Below are 17,534 nucleotides of genomic sequence, written 5' to 3'. Positions count from 1 at the left end.
ATAGATAATCTAATATACCCGGTAGATTTCATGGCACAGCCAACGTACCAACGCCATGAAAGATAACGGGTATAAACGGCAACTTAAAAGTAGGCTAACTATGACAACTGAAAACACTACTCAAAAGAAATACATTGTCGCGCTTGATCAGGGAACGACCAGTTCCAGAGCTGTGGTACTGGACCACGATGCTAATATCGTGAGTGTTTCTCAGCGCGAATTCACCCAAATTTACCCGAAAGCGGGCTGGGTTGAGCATGACCCAATGGAAATCTGGGCAACTCAAAGCTCAACACTGGTCGAAGTACTGGCTAAAGCCGGTATCAGTTCTGATGAAATCGCCGGTATCGGCATTACTAACCAGCGTGAAACCACCATTGTTTGGGATAAAGCGACCGGTAAACCGGTGTACAACGCGATTGTTTGGCAATGCCGTCGTACTGCCGAAATTTGTGAGAAACTCAAAAAAGAAGGGCTGGAAGAGTATATCCGCCATAACACCGGTTTAGTGGTCGACCCTTACTTCTCTGGCACCAAGGTCAAATGGATCCTCGATAACGTAGAAGGCGCACGTGATCGTGCTGAACGTGGCGAGTTACTGTTTGGTACTGTAGACACTTGGCTAGTGTGGAACATGACGCAGGGCCGCGTACACGTGACGGATTACACCAACGCATCACGCACCATGATGTTTAATATCCGTACCAAAGAGTGGGATGAGCGCATGTTGAAAGCGCTGAATATTCCACGTGCCATGCTGCCTGAAGTTCGCCCATCATCTGAAATTTACGGCCAAACCAACATTGGTGGTAAAGGCGGCACTCGTATTCCAATCGCAGGTATTGCTGGCGACCAACAAGCTGCACTGTTCGGCCAGTTATGTGTACAACCGGGTATGGCGAAAAATACTTACGGTACAGGCTGCTTCTTGCTGATGAACACCGGTACTGAAGTGGTTGAATCCAAAAATGGTCTATTAACCACTATCGCTTGTGGCCCTCGAGGCGAAGTGAACTATGCGCTGGAAGGTGCTGTGTTTATTGGTGGCGCCTCTATCCAATGGCTGCGTGATGAGCTGAAATTGATTAGTGACTCATTCGATTCTGAATATTTTGCTACGAAAGTTAAAGACAGCAATGGGGTCTATGTGGTGCCTGCCTTCACCGGCCTAGGTGCACCTTATTGGGACCCGTATGCCCGTGGCGCTATTTTTGGCCTGACCCGTGGTGTGAACAGCAACCATATTATCCGCGCAACACTGGAATCAATTGCTTACCAAACTCGCGATGTGCTGGATGCGATGCAAGCCGATTCTGGCGAACGTCTGAAATCACTGCGTGTTGATGGTGGTGCAGTAGCCAACAACTTCTTGATGCAGTTCCAAGCCGATATTCTGGGCACCCGTGTTGAACGTCCTGTTGTGCGTGAAAGTACCGCGTTGGGTGCCGCATTCCTGGCAGGTCTGGCAACAGGTTTCTGGAATGACTTAGACGAAGTGCGGAGCAAAGCGACTATTGACCGCGAATTCCGCCCTGGGATCGAAACTACTGAGCGTGACTTCCGCTACAAAGGCTGGAAGAAAGCTGTAGCACGCGCTCAGGCATGGGAAGAGCACGACGAGTAACGATTCGCCTGTTTTATACTGAACGTCTCTTCTATTGCTAACGCGCCATCACTCCCCCGGTGGCGCGTTTTTTATTCATGCCTACCTCGGCTTATTCTTCAATGTGATAGAATTCTCGCCCTATATCCGTTCTCCCATATCGCAATCAACAGGTCGAACCATGAAACGTGAATTAGCCATCGAGTTTTCCCGTGTCACTGAAGCTGCCGCACTGGCGGGCTATAAGTGGCTGGGTCGGGGCGATAAAAATGCTGCCGACGGCGCTGCTGTACGGGCCATGCGTATTATGCTCAATCAGGTCAATATTGATGGGCAAATTGTTATTGGTGAAGGTGAAATCGATGAGGCACCGATGCTGTTTATCGGCGAGCGCGTCGGCTCCGGCCAAGGTGATGCCGTGGATATCGCTGTTGACCCCATTGAAGGTACTCGCATGACGGCGATGGGTCAGGCTAATGCACTGGCTGTGTTGGCAGTGGGAGATAAAGGCACATTCTTGCATGCGCCGGATATGTATATGGAAAAGTTGGTAGTTGGCCCCGGTGCAAAAGGCGCTATCGACCTTAACCTGCCGTTGAAACTCAATCTGCGCAACATCGCCATCAAGCTCAATAAACCCTTGACCGATTTAACCGTTATCACGCTGGCTAAACCGCGCCATGATGGGATTATCGCCGAAATGCAGCAACTCGGTGTGAAAGTGTTCGCCATTCCAGACGGTGATGTTGCAGCCTCTATTTTGACCTGCATGCCAGAAAGTGAAGTGGATGTGATGTATTGCATCGGCGGCGCGCCTGAAGGGGTCATTTCAGCGGCAGTGATCCGGGCACTCGACGGCGACATGCAAGGCCGTTTACTGCCGCGCCATCAAGTTAAGGGTGATAACGAAGACAACCGCCGTATCGGTGAACAAGAATTAGCACGCTGTAAATCCATGGGTATTGAGGCAGGTAAAGTGTTGTTGCTAGGTGATATGGCCCGCAATGACAATGTGATTTTCTCTGCTACCGGGATTACCAAAGGTGATTTGCTAGAAGGTATTTACCGCAAAGGGAACATGGCGACCACCGAGACACTGCTAATTCGTGGTAAATCCCGCACTATCCGCCGTATTCGCTCGACCCATTTTCTGGATCGCAAAGATCCCGCGCTACATGAATTCTTACTATAATTCGGTTCACCGATATTGCGGGCATTAATTAAAAACAGGCATCACATTCAAGCGATGCCCGTTTTTAGTCTTCGTGTATTCTATTGATTAAACGCGGTGTTCTTGTGGTTGCATCCGATGGGATAATGGCCACCAGCACAGCAAAATCAGTACCGCCATTGCAAACATTAGCAACCCCAGACTGAACTGCCCGGTTTGTGGCAGCATGGCGGACAGCCAAGTGGCTAAACCTGACCCAACATTCTGCAACCCGCCCACTAAAGCCCCAGCAGCGCCCGCTAAATAAGGAAAAGGTTCCATCGCACCGGTGGTGGCCAATGGAAACAGCATCCCAGCGCCAAAGAAAAACAGCGCCGCCGGTATCACCAACGTCCAAATGTTCATCACGCCAAACCAGCCGGGTATCCACATCATCAACCCTGCCAACAGGCAGCTAATAACCGAGTGCCACATCAAACTATGGAAAGTTTTACCATCACGGCCCGCATACCAAGCACCAAAAAATGCGGCAGGAATCGGCAAGATAAATAGAATACTGACGGTTACCCCACTCAACCCCAATACCCCGCCCATCAGCACACCAGCACTGGCCTCAAAGACAGCAATCCCTGCCAACGCTCCAATGAGCATCACCAAATAGCCGCTAAAAGAACGATCAGATAACAGCAAGCGGAAACTCGCTAACATACGCCGTTTTTCGGTTTGCAGTGGGCGGGTTTCCGGCAACCAACGGAACATGCAAAAGGCCACCCCACCACACAAAAAGAGCAAGAAAGCATAGCAAGCACGCCAGCCAAACAGGCTCGCCAGCACTCCACCAATGACTGGAGCTATCAGTGGACTAACCAAAATACCCATATTTAACATGCTATTAGCGTAGCGCAGTGCCGTACCTGCATATAAATCCCGAGGCATGGTTCGCGCCATCACGCCCGCAACCCCAGTCCCCATCCCCTGCAAAGCACTGGCGGCCACCAACATCGTCAAGCTACCAGCCAGCCAAGCCCCCAATGCACCGAGCATAAATATCATCATGCCCGCCAAAATAACGGGCCGACGCCCAACGCGGTCGGAGAGTGGGCCATAAATCAATTGCGAGAAGCCGTAGGTCAACAAATAAGCCGCCATGACGCGCTGTACCACACCAGTACGAACCGATAAATCACGGGCAATATCCGCAATAACCGGTACATAAATGGTTTGTGCCATTTGACCGACAGCGACCAACAGAATCAACATCACCAGCAGGTGGAAATTCTCTATTTTTCTCATTATCTTAACTAATCGTTAGCCGGACATCGTGCCACAACAGACAGCTAAAAAACCGTATTTTGGGGCACACCTCACTATTGGCGCATAAGCTAACAAATTCAGATTTTTTAGCGAGCCAGCATGACATATTGCCAAATGGGTAACTGGCAGATAAAAACACCAGCGACGTAAACTAAAGTGTCCAGATTAGTGAGTGAAGCCAAGGATCGACGGGATAACATTTAATCGATAATACTTTTCAACGAGATCCCCTAAAATAGCGCCTGCGCTTTGAGCATCATTGAATAACAGGGACCATAAATATGGCTGAATGGGTTAGTGGTAAGATTACTCACGTCGAACACTGGACAGACGCTTTGTTTAGTATTCGGGTCAATGCGCCCGTCGATCCCTTTACCGCCGGTCAATTTGCCAAGCTGGCATTAGATATTAATGGCGAGCGGGTGCAACGGGCCTACTCCTACGTCAACGCCCCGAGCGACGATAATCTGGAGTTTTATCTGGTGACGGTACCAGAGGGGAAACTCAGCCCACGGCTGGACCAACTGGCGGTGGGTAGCGAAGTGATGGTGACCAAGCAAGCCGCTGGCTTCTTTGTGCTGGAAGAAATCCCAGATTGCGATACTTTATGGATGCTGGCAACCGGTACCGCGATTGGGCCTTATCTGTCTATCTTACAAGAGGGGCGCGATTTAGAGCGCTTCAAAAATATCGTGTTGGTTCATGCTGCCCGCTTTGCCCGTGACCTCAGTTATTTGCCGCTGATGCAACAACTTGAGCAACGTTATAACGGCAAATTACGTATTCAGACAGTAGTGAGCCGTGAAGAATCCCCCGGTTCATTAACCGGTAGAGTCCCCGCGTTGATTGAAAATGGATCTCTGGAAGCCGCAGTTGGCTTGAAGATTGATGCTGAAGATAGCCATGTAATGCTGTGTGGTAACCCGCAAATGGTGCGTGATACTCAGCAATTGCTGAAGGATCAGCGGGGGATGCGTAAACATTTACGCCGTAAACCGGGGCATATGACCAGTGAGCAGTATTGGTAAGAAGTAATATTGATAATCTAAATATCTAGGGGCGCGATTGCGCCCTTTTGCTTTACCCACATTCTCTACTGTGCTTTATCTGCGAGAAACTTCACTGGCACCGCTTCCGGGCCAAAACGGTTATCCCCTTGCGTACCAAGAAATGCGCCGCAGTCGATAAACATCATGACAATAATAAGTGTGGGAATAAATCGCCCAACGCCCCACTGCCAAATTGGGGCCAACATCTGCCAATTACCCGCCATCAGTATCCAGGCCAGTACAACCAACAATGCCCACCAACCCGCTTTATTGCGGTCATGAAGCCGCTTAACCACCACCGCTGCCGTCGGCCACAACAGAAAAACAATAGCGAAAGCGGCAGTCTGAATCGGTATCCAATCTTTCCCTGCCAGAGTAAAAATCACCAGCATCGCCAACAGCCACAAGCCAATCCAGATCCAAAAATCTCGTCGCCCTATACGGCCTCTAAACGAGAAACACCATTGCTGTATTGTCATCGATGACTCTATCCATTTACCTGATATAATTTTGCCAAAGTGTAACCTAACACCCCAACTAACCTATAATCTTTGCAGTGAATTTTGACATTCACTGCCCATTACCGCTTTAATCCCCTATACACTTCGAACCACGGCGTAAGTCATGAGAAATGAAATAACCGCAATGCTGACAATACTGCTGCTGATAGCAACGGTCAGCCGCGCTCATGCCGACCCTACCGATGGCGATGATAAGCCAGCAGTAGAAACGCAGCCAACAGCCCCTTATCTGCTTTCGGGCGCCCCCACCTTTGATTTAACACTGGTGAAATTTCGTGAGCGCTATAATCGTGCTAACCCGACACTCCCCATCAGTGAGTTCCACGCCATCACCGTGAAGGGTGATGCTCCGCCACTGACGCGTGCGGCCAGCAAGATTAATGAAAATCTTTATGCTTCAACCGCATTGGAAAAAGGGACAGGTAAGATTAAGACTCTCCAAATTACCTATTTGCCCATTAAAGGAAATGAAGAAAAAGCAGCTCGGCGTGTTGCAGTGAACTATATGGCGGCGCTGATGCGCCAATTTGAGCCGACACTCACTGTCGAACAAAGCCTCGACAACGTGCAGCAGCTGCTGACACAAGGTAAAGGCTTGCCTTTCTACGCCCATCCTGTCGGTGCAATTCGCTATGTTGTAGCAGATAACGGCGAAAAAGGGCTAACCTTCGCTGTTGAACCGATTAAGCTGTCACTATCTGAAGCATAATCTCGCTGCAATTAATGACGAAAAGCAAAGCCATTACCGCTAATCATCTCTATACTGTTGGACAGGTAAACTGCCTGTCGGGCAGTCATTATTATTGACCCTCGTGTCCCCTTGTTGGAGGAAGAAACATGCGTCATCCATTAGTTATGGGTAACTGGAAACTGAACGGTAGCACTCACATGGTTAACGAGCTTATCGCTGGCCTGCGTAAAGAACTGAGCACCGTTGAAGGCTGTGGCGTAGCTATTGCCCCACCCGCTATCTACCTGAGCCAAGCTAAACATGCCTTAGCAGGCAGCCGTATCGCTCTGGGCGCACAGAATGTTGATGTGAATCTGTCTGGCGCATTTACCGGCGAAACCTCTGCTGAAATGCTGAAAGATATTGGCGCGCAATACATCATTATTGGCCACTCTGAGCGCCGTACTTATCACAAAGAAAGTGATGAGTTCATCGCGAAGAAATTCGGCGTGTTGAAAGATGCGGGTCTGATCCCAGTATTGTGTATCGGTGAGTCCGAAGCAGAAAACGAAGCGGGCCAAACTGAAGCGGTTTGTGCTAAACAACTGGATGCCGTGCTGAACACTCTCGGTGTCAAAGCGTTCGAAGGCGCAGTGATTGCTTATGAACCCATCTGGGCTATCGGTACTGGCAAATCAGCGACGCCAGCACAGGCTCAAGCGGTTCATAAATTCATCCGCGACCATATTGCTAAACAAGATGCTGCTGTTGCCGCACAAGTTATCATTCAGTACGGCGGTTCTGTAAATGATAAAAATGCAGCAGAACTGTTCACCCAGCCAGATATCGATGGCGCGCTGGTTGGCGGTGCATCTCTGAAAGCGGATGCTTTCGCTGTTATCGTGAAAGCTGCTGCAGAAGCTAAAAAAGCTTAATCTTTGCTTTTAAGTTGCTGATAAAGCCGGGGTCATAGCTCCGGCTTTATATATATATTTCTTCTGGTCTCTCTTTCCATACATCAATCCCCTCAGCCCCGACTGAACCGAGGAATTTCTTTATCTCTGCCCCCTTTTTCTCAATCTCCTTCAAGTTACAGCTAAAATGTGTTCTCTTTTGAGTATCAAGAAAATGAATAACATCGCTATCTTTAAATTTAATGAGATTACAAGCATGCCCTTGTGTCGCACCCGGTAGCATACGCATTATTGCTGGACGGTTAATGGCGAGAAGAGCATTGAGTTCATCACTTTTTTGATAATAACTTAATTGAACGATCAATTCTTCCGTGAATATCCCTTGATGGAAGCGGATGTTCATATTGTCTGCAACAGAGGCCCCCCGCAAATTAGGTAGAGCAGTCAATGGGATATCTTTTTCTAATGAATCAATAACGGCGGTGGCACAAGATATGCAATTCTGTTGTCCAAAACCATGAATCCCAAATAAGGCAAGTAAAGCCGCCAAAGGCCTTAATAATAAAGGGGCTTTACCATTACGATTGATGTTTTCTAATAAATAACGCTCTACATAACTATTTTTACTATTCATCTCCTCGCACTCTACGTATTTATTTACATTACCTACGCATGTTTTTACATTACCTGCGAATTGACTTAGTTTTACCCCGTAGGGGTCCTTTTCATTTTCTATTGCGGCAGACGAATGATAGGTCTCAATATTACTCACATGCTCCGGTTCTAATATCCCATATGCAGAACTAAATGACGCACCTATTTCGTACTCCGTCTGTATATATTCGCTTAATAAAGGTTGTTTCTCGTCACTTTCCAGTATTGGATTCAAGCTACTATGGTTATTAGTAATTTGCATATTCCTCTCCCTATAAAGTTGTCAGCTCAATCAGTTGAGATAAATAGCGCATTTAGTTCCATATGCCGAATCGAGGAGTTCTTATCTGTAAGAATGAGAGAAATAATGAAAATAATGAGGAAATGGGGATCATCAACAAAGAGATATAATTTACCAAGTAAAACGCCCGTAAGAATTAACCTACGGGCGCTGAGTCAATTAAGACTTCATGTTAACGTTTACTGATCTCATCAAAAACGCCACCAGTAGCAAAATGTACCTGCTGTGCTTTAGTCCAGCCACCAAAGACTTCGTCAATGGTAAACAATTTGAGTTGCGGGAATTCACTGGCGAATTTGGCGGCAACCGCCGGATCACGCGGGCGGTAGTAATTCTTCGCAGCGATAGTTTGGCCTTCTGGTGAATACAGGTACTTCAAATAAGCATCAGCCACATCACGAGTTCCGCGCTTATCGACGACTTTATCCACCACAGATACCGTTGGTTCAGCCAGAATAGAGACACTTGGCGTCACGATATCGAATTGGTCTTTACCCACTTCATTAACAGCCAACAACGCTTCATTTTCCCAAGCAATCAATACATCTCCGATGCCGCGTTCAACAAAGGTATTCGTCGCACCGCGAGCACCTGAGTCCAACACTTCGACATTCTTATACAGCGTTTTGACAAACTCTTGCGCCTTAGCCTGATCGTTATTGTTGTGCTCTAACGCGTAACCCCACGCCGCCAGATAATTCCAGCGTGCGCCACCAGAGGTTTTTGGATTTGGCGTGATAACCGAAGTCCCCGGTTTCACTAAATCTGACCAATCATGAATTTGCTTTGGATTCCCTTTACGTACCAGAAATACAATCGTGGAGGTATAAGGCGCAGAGTTATCCGGTAGGCGCTTAATCCAATTTTTATCAATACGACCACGTTCAGCAATAGCATCGACGTCATAAGCCAGAGCCAGAGTCACAACGTCAGCTTCAATGCCATTAATAACCGAGGTCGCTTGCTTACCAGAACCGCCATGTGATTGGCGCACTGTCACCTTATCGCCGGTTTGTTCTTGCCAGTGTTTACTGAATGCCTGGTTATATTCCTGATAAAACTCGCGTGTCGGATCATATGATACGTTCAGCAATTGAATATCTTTTGCCATGGCACCCGATGCCAGCAGCAGTAATGACAAACCTACACCCCATTTACGCATTGACCCGCTCCCCAGATTTGTTGTTATTAACTCAATGTTATTAACCTAAATGCTAATCAACCCAATTGGTTGGCTTGATACAGAGCGTGCCAGAAACTTTTCTTTCAACTAAAGAATAAAAAAGTTCTGATTATATCAATACGAAATATACCGCTAATTAAATGCAAAAAGCCCCCGCGAACGGAGGCTTTCTTTTCAGGCTATCAACTGTTTTAGAACAGTTTTTTCGCCGTGTCGTACCAATCTTCTTTAAATTTACTTTTCTTATTCTCTGGCGCGATACAAACGGAGATTAATTCATGCACCATTTTCTCGTTTTGTACGCCGACACAGAAACCGCCTTGTTTATAGTCATGATCCTGCAAAAGCAGGTCCACAGCATAAGCCCCCATACGGGAAGCCAAAATACGGTCATAAGCGACTGGAGCACCACCGCGCTGGATATGGCCCAATACGGTACCGCGGGTTTCACGACCCGTTTCTTTCTCGATGTACTTAGCCAGTTCATCGATATCGTCCAGTTTTTCAGTGATGGCAACGATAGCGTGCTTCTTACCTTTAGCGATACCGGCTTTGATTTCTTCAACTAAATCATCACGTTTAAATTCAACTTCAGGGATGGCGATAAATTCACAGCCCCCAGCAATGGCCGCCGCCAGAGTCAAATCACCGCAATACCGACCCATCACTTCAACAATGGAAATACGCTGATGTGAAGAAGAGGTATCACGTAAACGGTCAATAGCTTCAACCACAGTCCCTAATGCAGTGAAGAAACCGATCGTGTAGTCAGTACCAGCCACATCGTTATCAATAGTGCCCGGCAGGCCGACGCAGTGAATACCGCCTTCTTTGGTCAGCAAGTCTGCACCAGCATAAGAACCGTCACCACCGATAACCACTAGGCCATCAATACCACGGTCCTTCATATTCTGTAGTGCAACTTTACGTTTTTCTGGGTCACGGAATTCAGGGAAACGCGCAGAACCCAAGAAGGTGCCGCCGCGGTTAATCATATCGGACACGCTATAGCGGTCCAGCTTTTTCATACGATTCTCAAACAAGCCAAGATAGCCATCTTCAATACCGTAAACTTCTAATCCTGCTGACAAAGCTGCACGAACAACTCCACGAATGGCTGCGTTCATACCTGGCGCGTCACCGCCGCTTGTGAGTACACCGATTTTCTTGACCATGACTACCTCTGAACTTGTAGATGCGATTTTTTAAAATTCTTTATTTGCCGATTATGTCTTGCACAGGCGAACAGTACAGAAAATCAGCTTCATGAGCTTAATATCGAATATTATAGCAAAAACACCAAGCTGAATTGATTCAAGTCATGCCATTTGGCGGTATTTTCTTCACGACATAACCATTATGTAACCACAATTTACCTGCTGCTAAGGCAGCAATAGTTAATGTAGCAATAACCGATGAAGAAATTATAACTCCCAATGCGCATGACGCTCTTTTGGCACCACAGAGCTGGGATCTTGATGAATAAGCACATCAGCACCGGGGAAGCGATGCAACAATGCTCGCTCAACCTGCTCTGCTAATCTATGCGCGTCCATCAATGGCAGCATGTCTTCCATTTCAAGATGAAGCTGAATAAAGCGAGTTGGCCCCGACTGACGAGTGCGTAAGTCATGGGCACCAATCACCCCCGGCCATGACATAACGATATCAATAATTTCCTGCCGCTCATTATCAGGCAATGCCCTATCCAGCAAAGCTTGTACCGCCTCATATCCCATACGCAATGCGCTATAAAGAATATAAACACCGATACCCAATGCGAACAATGCATCCGCACGGTGGAAGCCATACCAACTCAATGCCAATGCAATAAGGATAGCACCATTCATCATGACGTCGGATTGATAGTGCAACATATCGGCACGAATGGCCTGACTGTGAGTTTTTCGTACGACCCAACGCTGAAATGTGACTAATATCAGTGTACTGAATAATGCAACTAACGTTACCCAGATACCTATACTAGGATCTTGCAACGGCTCAGGTGAAGCTAAATGCTGGAACCCTGTCAGGAACAGGAAAAGTGCCGAGCCGGAGATAAACATACTTTGCGCTAATGCAGCCAGAGACTCCGCCTTTCCATGACCAAAAGTATGTTCTTCATCGGCAGGCTGCAAAGAGTAACGCACGACAAAAAGGTTTGTCAGCGAGGCCCCCAGATCCACCAGCGAGTCGACTAATGCTGCCAACAAGCTCACTGAACCGGTATGCCACCAGGCAAAAATTTTAATAATCAGTAAGGTTGATGCCAACACAGTGGCACTCAGCGCAGCGGCTTTAACCAGTCGCGCATATTGCGGATCCATAACTCATCCCAAATGATATTTAAGGATGATCAGTATAACGGAAATGAACAAAAAAAAGCCCCGCCATCATGGCGGGGAAAGACAGGGATGGTGTCTATGGCAAGGAAAACAGGGTATTACTTGGTACTACTGGGTATTACAGGGTACTACTTACTTCTGGGCAGAAGAGGGTTGTGCTGCCGGTGCCTGCTGCATTTTCTCAATGCGCTGCTGATACTTTTGGTTCAAGGCAGCTTTTTGCTCTGGTGTGAGCAAGTTAAACATTTGGTGGCGGACTTTCGCCATTTCGACCTGACGATCAATTTGGTTTTTGGACATTTTCTCAGCTTGGGCTCTTACCGCAGCTTCGTCGAATTTATCAGCGGTAACCAGCTTGTGCATGGCTTCCCGGTCAGCGATATCCATGCGAGGCTGACCTTGACGAGATTGGCGCATTAAGTCGCGCATTTGCTGACGTTGCTGTTCGGTCAGGTTGACCCCATCAAACATGTTATGGTGACCGCGACCGTCTTTCTTATTCATCATCATACCGTCACCGTGGCACCAGCCATCAGTGGCTACGGGCTTATCAGCGGCGAAGGCGGCATGAGAGCCGAGAACTAACATTGACGCCATGATTAACGTTGATACTTTAGTTACTTTGCGCATTATTAACTCCTGGTTTCTATCTGCTCTGCAATTTAGTGCTTTGCGTTTCAATGAGAAGCAGTCTAGCGGCCCGGCTGCAAACTAGCGTCAGTAGGATGTAAAACTGGAGTCAGTGCATGTAAAGCTAAGTAAAGTCATGGAATACCGGCAATTGATAACGTATTTTGCGTCAAGAGGAGAAACAATCATGCATAAAATCCTATTAGTTGATGATGATCGTGAACTGACGTCGCTGTTGAAAGAATTACTGGAAATGGAAGGTTTTAATATTGTTGTTGCCCACGATGGCGAACAGGCATTAAACCTGCTGGACAGTTCTATCGATTTGTTATTACTTGATATTATGATGCCGCGCAAAAACGGTATCGAGACATTGAAAGAGCTGCGTCAACACCACCAGACCCCCGTGATCATGTTGACTGCCCGTGGCAGCGAATTGGATCGCGTACTGGGTTTGGAATTGGGTGCAGACGATTATCTGGCCAAACCCTTTAATGACCGTGAACTTGTCGCACGTATCCGCGCTATTTTGCGCCGCTCTAACTGGAGTGAACAGCAACAAAATGTTGATCAGGGCGCGCCAATACTGGAGGTGGATTGTTTGCAATTGAATCCGGGCCGTCAGGAAGCCAGCTTTGAAGGCCAATCACTGGAATTGACCGGCACTGAATTTACCTTGCTCTACTTACTGGCTCAACATCTCGGCCAAGTGGTTTCACGGGAGCATCTCAGCCAAGAAGTGCTGGGGAAACGATTGACGCCTTTTGACCGTGCCATTGATATGCACATATCCAATTTGCGCCGTAAATTACCAGACCGTAAAGACGGGCTACCTTGGTTTAAAACCCTGCGTGGTCGCGGGTATCTGATGGTTTCTGAAACATGATTAACAGTTTAACGACGCGAATTTTTGCTATTTTCTGGTTTACCTTAGCACTGGTGTTAATGCTGGTGCTCATGGTGCCAAAGCTCGACTCGCGTCAACTGACTACCTTGCTCGACAGTGAACAGCGCCAAGGAACGATGCTGGAGCAACATATTGAAGCCGAGCTGGCAAGTGACCCGGCGAATGACCTTATGTGGTGGCGTCGGCTTTACCGCGCTATTGAAAAATGGGCACCACCGGGTCAGCATTTAGTCCTTGTCACCACCGAAGGTCGAGTGATCGGCGCGCAACGCCACGAAATGCAAATTGTGCGTAACTTTATCGGCCAGTCAGATAATGCTGATCAACCGAAGAAGAAAAAGTATGGCCGCGTCGAGCTCGTCGGCCCTTTCTCCATCCGTGATGGAGAAGATAATTATCAGCTCTACCTCATACGCCCAGCCAATAGCCCGCAGTCAGATTTTATTAACTTGATGTTTGACCGGCCACTGCTGCTATTGATAGCCACGATGTTGATCAGTGCTCCTTTGCTGTTATGGTTGGCGTGGAGTCTGGCAAAACCGGCACGTAAATTGAAAAATGCGGCTGATGACGTCGCAAGAGGTAATCTGAAACCGCACCCTGAATTGGAGTCCGGGCCACAAGAGTTTCTGGCCACCGGGGCCAGTTTCAACCAAATGATTGGGGCTCTCGATAGAATGGTTGTCGCCCAGCAGCGGCTGATTTCTGATATTTCTCATGAGTTACGTACCCCGCTGACTCGCCTGCAACTGGCTACTGCGTTAATGCGCCGCCGCCACGGAGAGGGGAAGGAGCTGGAGCGTATCGAAATGGAAGCACAGCGGCTAGATAGCATGATCAATGACTTGCTGGTGCTATCTCGCAGTCAGCATAAAAATGAGTTACATCGTGAGCCTATTAAGGCGAATGCTTTATGGTCTGATGTACTGGAAAACGCGCAATTCGAAGCTGACCAAATGGGCAAAACGCTGGAGGTGACAGCACCGCCGGGGCCATGGACTCTCTTTGGTAATCCAGCGGCCCTTGACAGTGCGCTGGAGAATATCGTGCGTAATGCACTGCGTTATTCTCATCATCACATTGCCGTGGCATTCAGCTCTGATAATCAGGGTATTACTATCACTGTCGACGATGATGGCCCAGGTGTCAGCCCAGAAGACCGCGAGCAGATATTCCGCCCCTTCTACCGCACGGATGAAGCCCGTGATCGTGAATCTGGCGGGACAGGCTTGGGGCTGGCGATTGTCGAAACAGCCGTCAATCAGCACCGCGGATGGGTGCGAGCCGAAGATAGCCCGCTGGGCGGTCTGCGCTTGATTCTCTGGCTACCACTACACCCACTCAAGTCATAAACCGTAAACCAGCATCAATCCCGCAACTACCTGATAAGTTTGATCGGGTAGCTGCGGGCTTTTAATGCTTATTCAGACCCCCGCCCTTCCTTTTCCAACAACCGCTTCTTGCGCTCGACCCCCCAACGATATCCTGACAGCGCCCCATCCTGGCGAATAACCCGATGACACGGAATTGCCACAGCCAATATATTGGCCGCGCAAGCACCAGCAACAGCACGCACCGCTTTGGGTGAACCAACCTTCGCGGCAATATCGGCATAACTGGCCGTTTTTCCCACTGGGATTTCACGCAATGCCTGCCATACTCGCTGCTGGAAAGCGGTACCACGAATGTCTAATGGCAAATCAAGCCCAAGCTGGGGTGCTTCAACCAAGCCGACCACCTGAGCAAACCATTGCTCAAATTCGGCATCCCCCCCGATTAACTCGGCCTGCGGAAACTTATCCTGTAATTGCTGCACCAACAGCAGCGGATCATCGCCCAATAAAATGGCACAAATGCCCAGGTCACTTTTTGCCGCCAAAATCGCGCCGAGAGAACTTTCTCCCACGGCAAAGCGTAACGTGGCATCACGCCCGCCCTTACGATAGCGTGTCGGCGTCATGCCCAGTAATTGATTAGATTGTTCATAAAATCGACCACTAGAGTTATAACCGGCGTCAAAAATGGCATCCGTCACTGAACCTTGTCCCGCCAATTGCGTGCGGATACGCGCACTTCGAGTTGCAGTGGCATACGCTTTAGGAGTGAGCCCGGTAAAGGCTTTAAATAGCCGATGAAAATGGAAAGGACTGAGATTCAGTTTTGCCGCCAACTCATCAAGCTTAAGGGGTGTTTCAGCCTGTTCGATTAAACGGCACGCCTGACTGATTTTTTCTGCCTGCTGCTGCTCTTTGGATAGCTCTGTGGGCTGGCACCGTTTACAAGGGCGAAAGCCTGCAAGCTCGGCGGCATGATTATCAGCAAAAAATTCAATGTGTTCTGCTTTGGCCCGACGGGATGGGCAAGAGGGCCGGCAATACACACCGGTCGTTTTCACCGCGTAAACAAATTGGCCATCCGCCGCTTTATCGCGATTTTTTATCGCAAGCCAACGCGAATCTTGCGCTGTATCTATCAACCCGTTAACTGATGTCATGATGAGTACCCCATTGATACTGACAGTGGAATCAGCATATAAAATCACCAGACTTCGTGCTCTCCGCTCCTTGCTTTTAAATTTTTGTTTTACGACTCAACCGGCAACCGCTGCACTGATAGAGGCTTTCTGATATCCTGCGCCCCTTATTATTGGGGGACATATGCTTAATATCGTTCTATTTGAACCCGAAATCCCGCCCAATACCGGTAATATTATCCGGTTGTGTGCGAATACTGGCTGCCAGCTCCATCTGATTAAACCTTTGGGTTTCACCTGGGATGACAAACGCTTACGCCGCGCGGGTCTTGATTACCATGAGTTTGCTAACATTAAGCATCATCATGACTATCAGGCTTTTCTTGACAGTGAAAACCTTGATGGCGCGCAATCTACTGGCCCACAATCGGCCCGTTTATTTGCACTGACAACCAAAGGCACACCCGCTCACAGCGCTGTCAGTTATCAGGTTAATGACTATCTGCTGTTTGGCCCAGAAACCCGTGGCTTGCCACCCTATGTACTGGATGCCTTACCGGCTCAACAAAAAATCAGAATTCCGATGCTAGCCGAAAGCCGCAGTATGAATCTGTCAAATGCAGTATCGGTTGTGGTGTATGAAGCTTGGCGGCAATTGGGTTATCCGGGTGCATTACTGAAAGAATAGCGAATATAGGGCAGCGGCAACATACTTCGCTGCCACCTATAACGACATATCCCCAAAGCCATTGGAGTTGCAGGTAAGCGGCAGATGAATCAGCCTTGGTGAACTTACACGAGTAAGTGATTCGGGTGAGCAAATGCAGCCGACCAGCAACCCTGTAGCGTCAAGGACGAAAGGGGTCAGATGCCGTCACCGTACTCAAACCCATGACTCATCCCATTAAAATGCTGGTCCATATCCAGTGACGGTTTGTCACTCTCTGGCTTGCCAACAATTCGCGCGGGTACACCGGCGGCGGTAGTGTGGGCAGGAACAGCTTGCAACACGACTGAGCCGGCACCGATTTTGGCACCACGCCCAACTTCAATATTTCCCAGAATTTTTGCGCCCGCACCTATCATCACACCTTCACGGATCTTCGGATGGCGATCACCACTGGTTTTACCGGTCCCGCCCAAAGTGACGGATTGCAGAATGGAAACATCATTTTCAACCACTGCGGTTTCACCGATCACGATACCAGTGGCATGGTCTAGCATGATGCCGCAACCGATGGTCGCCGCTGGGTGAATATCCACACCAAAAGCGACAGAGACTTGATTTTGCAGGTAAATCGCCAGTGCTTTGCGATCTTGCGCCCACAACCAATGGCCAATACGATAAGCCTGTAAGGCGTGAAAACCCTTAAGATAAAGTAATGGCGTGGAATACTTATCAACAGCAGGGTCACGCAACCGCACCGCCAAAATATCACGCGCAGCAGAGACTATCATCTGCGCATCCGCACGGTAGGCGTCTTCAACGACCTCACGGATAGCAATAGCCGGCATGATAGGATTAGCCAACTTATTCGCCAGAATATAGCTCAATGCACTGCCTAAATTCTCATGCTTCAATAATGTCGCGTGAAAAAAGCTCGCCAGCATTGGCTCACACTCTGCCAGTGCTCTAGCTTCTGATTTAATGCTACTCCAGACCAGCTCTAACTCTTCTGACGACATTGCCTACTCCTGCCCATAAACAAGTCGCTTCGGGGAACGGCCAAAGCAACCCCATACCCTTTACATTGAGCCAGTAACCCCAATGGTGTGGATATATCATTATTATTTTATTG

General features: G+C 48.4%; 17 protein-coding genes. 8 read left to right on the top strand and 9 right to left on the bottom strand.

Features of this window, described 5'->3' with window-relative positions; genetic code table 11:
* The first annotated feature begins 100 nt into the window (after positions 1–100).
* Both glpK and glpX read left to right on the top strand, forming a co-directional pair.
* Positions 101–1,624: a glycerol kinase GlpK gene (gene glpK, locus HUZ92_RS16375; protein ID WP_050101069.1), complete on the top strand. Its 1,524-nt coding sequence runs from the start codon at positions 101–103 to the stop codon at positions 1,622–1,624.
* A 160-nt stretch (positions 1,625–1,784) separates the two neighbouring features.
* Positions 1,785–2,795: a class II fructose-bisphosphatase gene (gene glpX, locus HUZ92_RS16370; protein ID WP_050141079.1), complete on the top strand. Its 1,011-nt coding sequence runs from the start codon at positions 1,785–1,787 to the stop codon at positions 2,793–2,795.
* Positions 2,796–2,882: 87 nt separating this feature from the next.
* Here the strand turns inward: glpX and emrD are convergent, their stop codons facing one another.
* Positions 2,883–4,067 carry a multidrug efflux MFS transporter EmrD gene (gene emrD, locus HUZ92_RS16365; protein WP_145579461.1) on the bottom strand — a complete coding sequence of 395 codons (1,185 nt, stop codon included), beginning with the start codon at positions 4,065–4,067 and terminating at the stop codon, positions 2,883–2,885.
* 302 nt (positions 4,068–4,369) lie between these two features.
* Between emrD and fpr the strand changes: the two genes are divergently transcribed.
* Positions 4,370–5,116, top strand: coding sequence for a ferredoxin--NADP(+) reductase (fpr, locus tag HUZ92_RS16360; protein WP_050101072.1), 747 nt, complete (start codon positions 4,370–4,372; stop codon positions 5,114–5,116).
* 65 nt (positions 5,117–5,181) lie between these two features.
* Here fpr and HUZ92_RS16355 read toward each other — a convergent pair whose 3' ends face one another.
* On the bottom strand, positions 5,182–5,616 hold the full coding sequence (locus tag HUZ92_RS16355; RefSeq protein ID WP_050101073.1) for a DUF805 domain-containing protein: 435 nt from the start codon (positions 5,614–5,616) through the stop codon (positions 5,182–5,184).
* Between the two features lie 145 nt (positions 5,617–5,761).
* On the opposite strand from HUZ92_RS16355, the gene HUZ92_RS16350 reads away from it, so the two are divergent.
* Both HUZ92_RS16350 and tpiA read left to right on the top strand, forming a co-directional pair.
* Complete coding sequence (locus HUZ92_RS16350; RefSeq protein WP_050101074.1) at positions 5,762–6,367, top strand: DUF1454 family protein; 606 nt, start codon at positions 5,762–5,764, stop codon at positions 6,365–6,367.
* A 128-nt stretch (positions 6,368–6,495) separates the two neighbouring features.
* Positions 6,496–7,263: a triose-phosphate isomerase gene (tpiA, locus tag HUZ92_RS16345; RefSeq protein ID WP_050101075.1), complete on the top strand. Its 768-nt coding sequence runs from the start codon at positions 6,496–6,498 to the stop codon at positions 7,261–7,263.
* Positions 7,264–7,309: 46 nt separating this feature from the next.
* Here tpiA and HUZ92_RS16340 read toward each other — a convergent pair whose 3' ends face one another.
* From HUZ92_RS16340 to cpxP, 5 genes are all read right to left on the bottom strand, one after another.
* The gene (locus HUZ92_RS16340) at positions 7,310–8,158 is read right to left on the bottom strand and encodes a hypothetical protein (protein ID WP_050101076.1); all 849 of its coding nucleotides are present in this window, start codon (positions 8,156–8,158) and stop codon (positions 7,310–7,312) included.
* A 211-nt stretch (positions 8,159–8,369) separates the two neighbouring features.
* Positions 8,370–9,359 (bottom strand): sulfate ABC transporter substrate-binding protein, encoded by a 990-nt coding sequence (locus HUZ92_RS16335; RefSeq protein ID WP_050101077.1) that lies wholly within the window; start codon positions 9,357–9,359, stop codon positions 8,370–8,372.
* A 212-nt stretch (positions 9,360–9,571) separates the two neighbouring features.
* Entirely contained in the window at positions 9,572–10,555 is a 984-nt protein-coding gene (pfkA, locus tag HUZ92_RS16330) for a 6-phosphofructokinase (protein ID WP_050101078.1), read from the bottom strand.
* Positions 10,556–10,804: 249 nt separating this feature from the next.
* A complete protein-coding gene (fieF, locus tag HUZ92_RS16325) occupies positions 10,805–11,707 on the bottom strand; it encodes a CDF family cation-efflux transporter FieF (RefSeq protein WP_050101079.1) in 903 nt (300 codons plus the stop codon).
* 150 nt (positions 11,708–11,857) lie between these two features.
* The gene (cpxP, locus tag HUZ92_RS16320) at positions 11,858–12,355 is read right to left on the bottom strand and encodes a cell-envelope stress modulator CpxP (RefSeq protein WP_050296337.1); all 498 of its coding nucleotides are present in this window, start codon (positions 12,353–12,355) and stop codon (positions 11,858–11,860) included.
* Positions 12,356–12,542: 187 nt separating this feature from the next.
* Here cpxP and cpxR point away from each other — a divergent pair, with 187 nt between their 5' ends.
* Together cpxR and cpxA are read left to right on the top strand one after the other, a co-directional pair.
* Positions 12,543–13,241, top strand: a complete 699-nt coding sequence (cpxR, locus tag HUZ92_RS16315; RefSeq protein ID WP_050101081.1) for an envelope stress response regulator transcription factor CpxR — start codon at positions 12,543–12,545, stop codon at positions 13,239–13,241.
* Entirely contained in the window at positions 13,238–14,614 is a 1,377-nt protein-coding gene (cpxA, locus tag HUZ92_RS16310) for an envelope stress sensor histidine kinase CpxA (protein WP_050101082.1), read from the top strand. The genes cpxR and cpxA overlap by 4 nt, the downstream gene beginning before the upstream one ends.
* Positions 14,615–14,682: 68 nt before the next feature.
* On the opposite strand, the gene ada is transcribed toward cpxA, so the two are convergent.
* Positions 14,683–15,756: a bifunctional DNA-binding transcriptional regulator/O6-methylguanine-DNA methyltransferase Ada gene (gene ada / locus HUZ92_RS16305; RefSeq protein ID WP_072086731.1), complete on the bottom strand. Its 1,074-nt coding sequence runs from the start codon at positions 15,754–15,756 to the stop codon at positions 14,683–14,685.
* Positions 15,757–15,919: 163 nt separating this feature from the next.
* Between ada and trmL the strand changes: the two genes are divergently transcribed.
* Positions 15,920–16,423, top strand: coding sequence for a tRNA (uridine(34)/cytosine(34)/5-carboxymethylaminomethyluridine(34)-2'-O)-methyltransferase TrmL (gene trmL / locus HUZ92_RS16300; RefSeq protein ID WP_145579462.1), 504 nt, complete (start codon positions 15,920–15,922; stop codon positions 16,421–16,423).
* A 176-nt stretch (positions 16,424–16,599) separates the two neighbouring features.
* Here trmL and cysE read toward each other — a convergent pair whose 3' ends face one another.
* Complete coding sequence (cysE, locus tag HUZ92_RS16295) at positions 16,600–17,421, bottom strand: serine O-acetyltransferase (RefSeq protein WP_050101084.1); 822 nt, start codon at positions 17,419–17,421, stop codon at positions 16,600–16,602.
* Between the last annotated feature and the right edge of the window lie 113 nt (positions 17,422–17,534).

The organism is Yersinia vastinensis (genome assembly GCF_902726565.1).
Lineage (GTDB): Bacteria > Pseudomonadota > Gammaproteobacteria > Enterobacterales > Enterobacteriaceae > Yersinia > Yersinia vastinensis.
The sequence above is the reverse complement of the archived record's forward strand: the minus strand, read 5'-3'. Positions and strand labels throughout refer to the sequence as shown.

What these genes read in the sequence shown, in the direction of transcription:
- pfkA (WP_050101078.1), bottom strand. Translation starts at nt 10,555, where the DNA reads ATGGTCAAGAAAATCGGTGTACTCACAAGCGGCGGTGACGCGCCAGGT.
- cysE (WP_050101084.1), bottom strand. Translation starts at nt 17,421, where the DNA reads ATGTCGTCAGAAGAGTTAGAGCTGGTCTGGAGTAGCATTAAATCAGAA.
- HUZ92_RS16335 (WP_050101077.1), bottom strand. Translation starts at nt 9,359, where the DNA reads ATGCGTAAATGGGGTGTAGGTTTGTCATTACTGCTGCTGGCATCGGGT.
- cpxR (WP_050101081.1), top strand. Translation starts at nt 12,543, where the DNA reads ATGCATAAAATCCTATTAGTTGATGATGATCGTGAACTGACGTCGCTG.
- trmL (WP_145579462.1), top strand. Translation starts at nt 15,920, where the DNA reads ATGCTTAATATCGTTCTATTTGAACCCGAAATCCCGCCCAATACCGGT.
- glpK (WP_050101069.1), top strand. Translation starts at nt 101, where the DNA reads ATGACAACTGAAAACACTACTCAAAAGAAATACATTGTCGCGCTTGAT.
- tpiA (WP_050101075.1), top strand. Translation starts at nt 6,496, where the DNA reads ATGCGTCATCCATTAGTTATGGGTAACTGGAAACTGAACGGTAGCACT.
- fieF (WP_050101079.1), bottom strand. Translation starts at nt 11,707, where the DNA reads ATGGATCCGCAATATGCGCGACTGGTTAAAGCCGCTGCGCTGAGTGCC.
- emrD (WP_145579461.1), bottom strand. Translation starts at nt 4,067, where the DNA reads ATGAGAAAAATAGAGAATTTCCACCTGCTGGTGATGTTGATTCTGTTG.
- glpX (WP_050141079.1), top strand. Translation starts at nt 1,785, where the DNA reads ATGAAACGTGAATTAGCCATCGAGTTTTCCCGTGTCACTGAAGCTGCC.
- cpxA (WP_050101082.1), top strand. Translation starts at nt 13,238, where the DNA reads ATGATTAACAGTTTAACGACGCGAATTTTTGCTATTTTCTGGTTTACC.
- HUZ92_RS16340 (WP_050101076.1), bottom strand. Translation starts at nt 8,158, where the DNA reads ATGCAAATTACTAATAACCATAGTAGCTTGAATCCAATACTGGAAAGT.
- fpr (WP_050101072.1), top strand. Translation starts at nt 4,370, where the DNA reads ATGGCTGAATGGGTTAGTGGTAAGATTACTCACGTCGAACACTGGACA.
- HUZ92_RS16355 (WP_050101073.1), bottom strand. Translation starts at nt 5,616, where the DNA reads ATGACAATACAGCAATGGTGTTTCTCGTTTAGAGGCCGTATAGGGCGA.
- cpxP (WP_050296337.1), bottom strand. Translation starts at nt 12,355, where the DNA reads ATGCGCAAAGTAACTAAAGTATCAACGTTAATCATGGCGTCAATGTTA.
- ada (WP_072086731.1), bottom strand. Translation starts at nt 15,756, where the DNA reads ATGACATCAGTTAACGGGTTGATAGATACAGCGCAAGATTCGCGTTGG.
- HUZ92_RS16350 (WP_050101074.1), top strand. Translation starts at nt 5,762, where the DNA reads ATGAGAAATGAAATAACCGCAATGCTGACAATACTGCTGCTGATAGCA.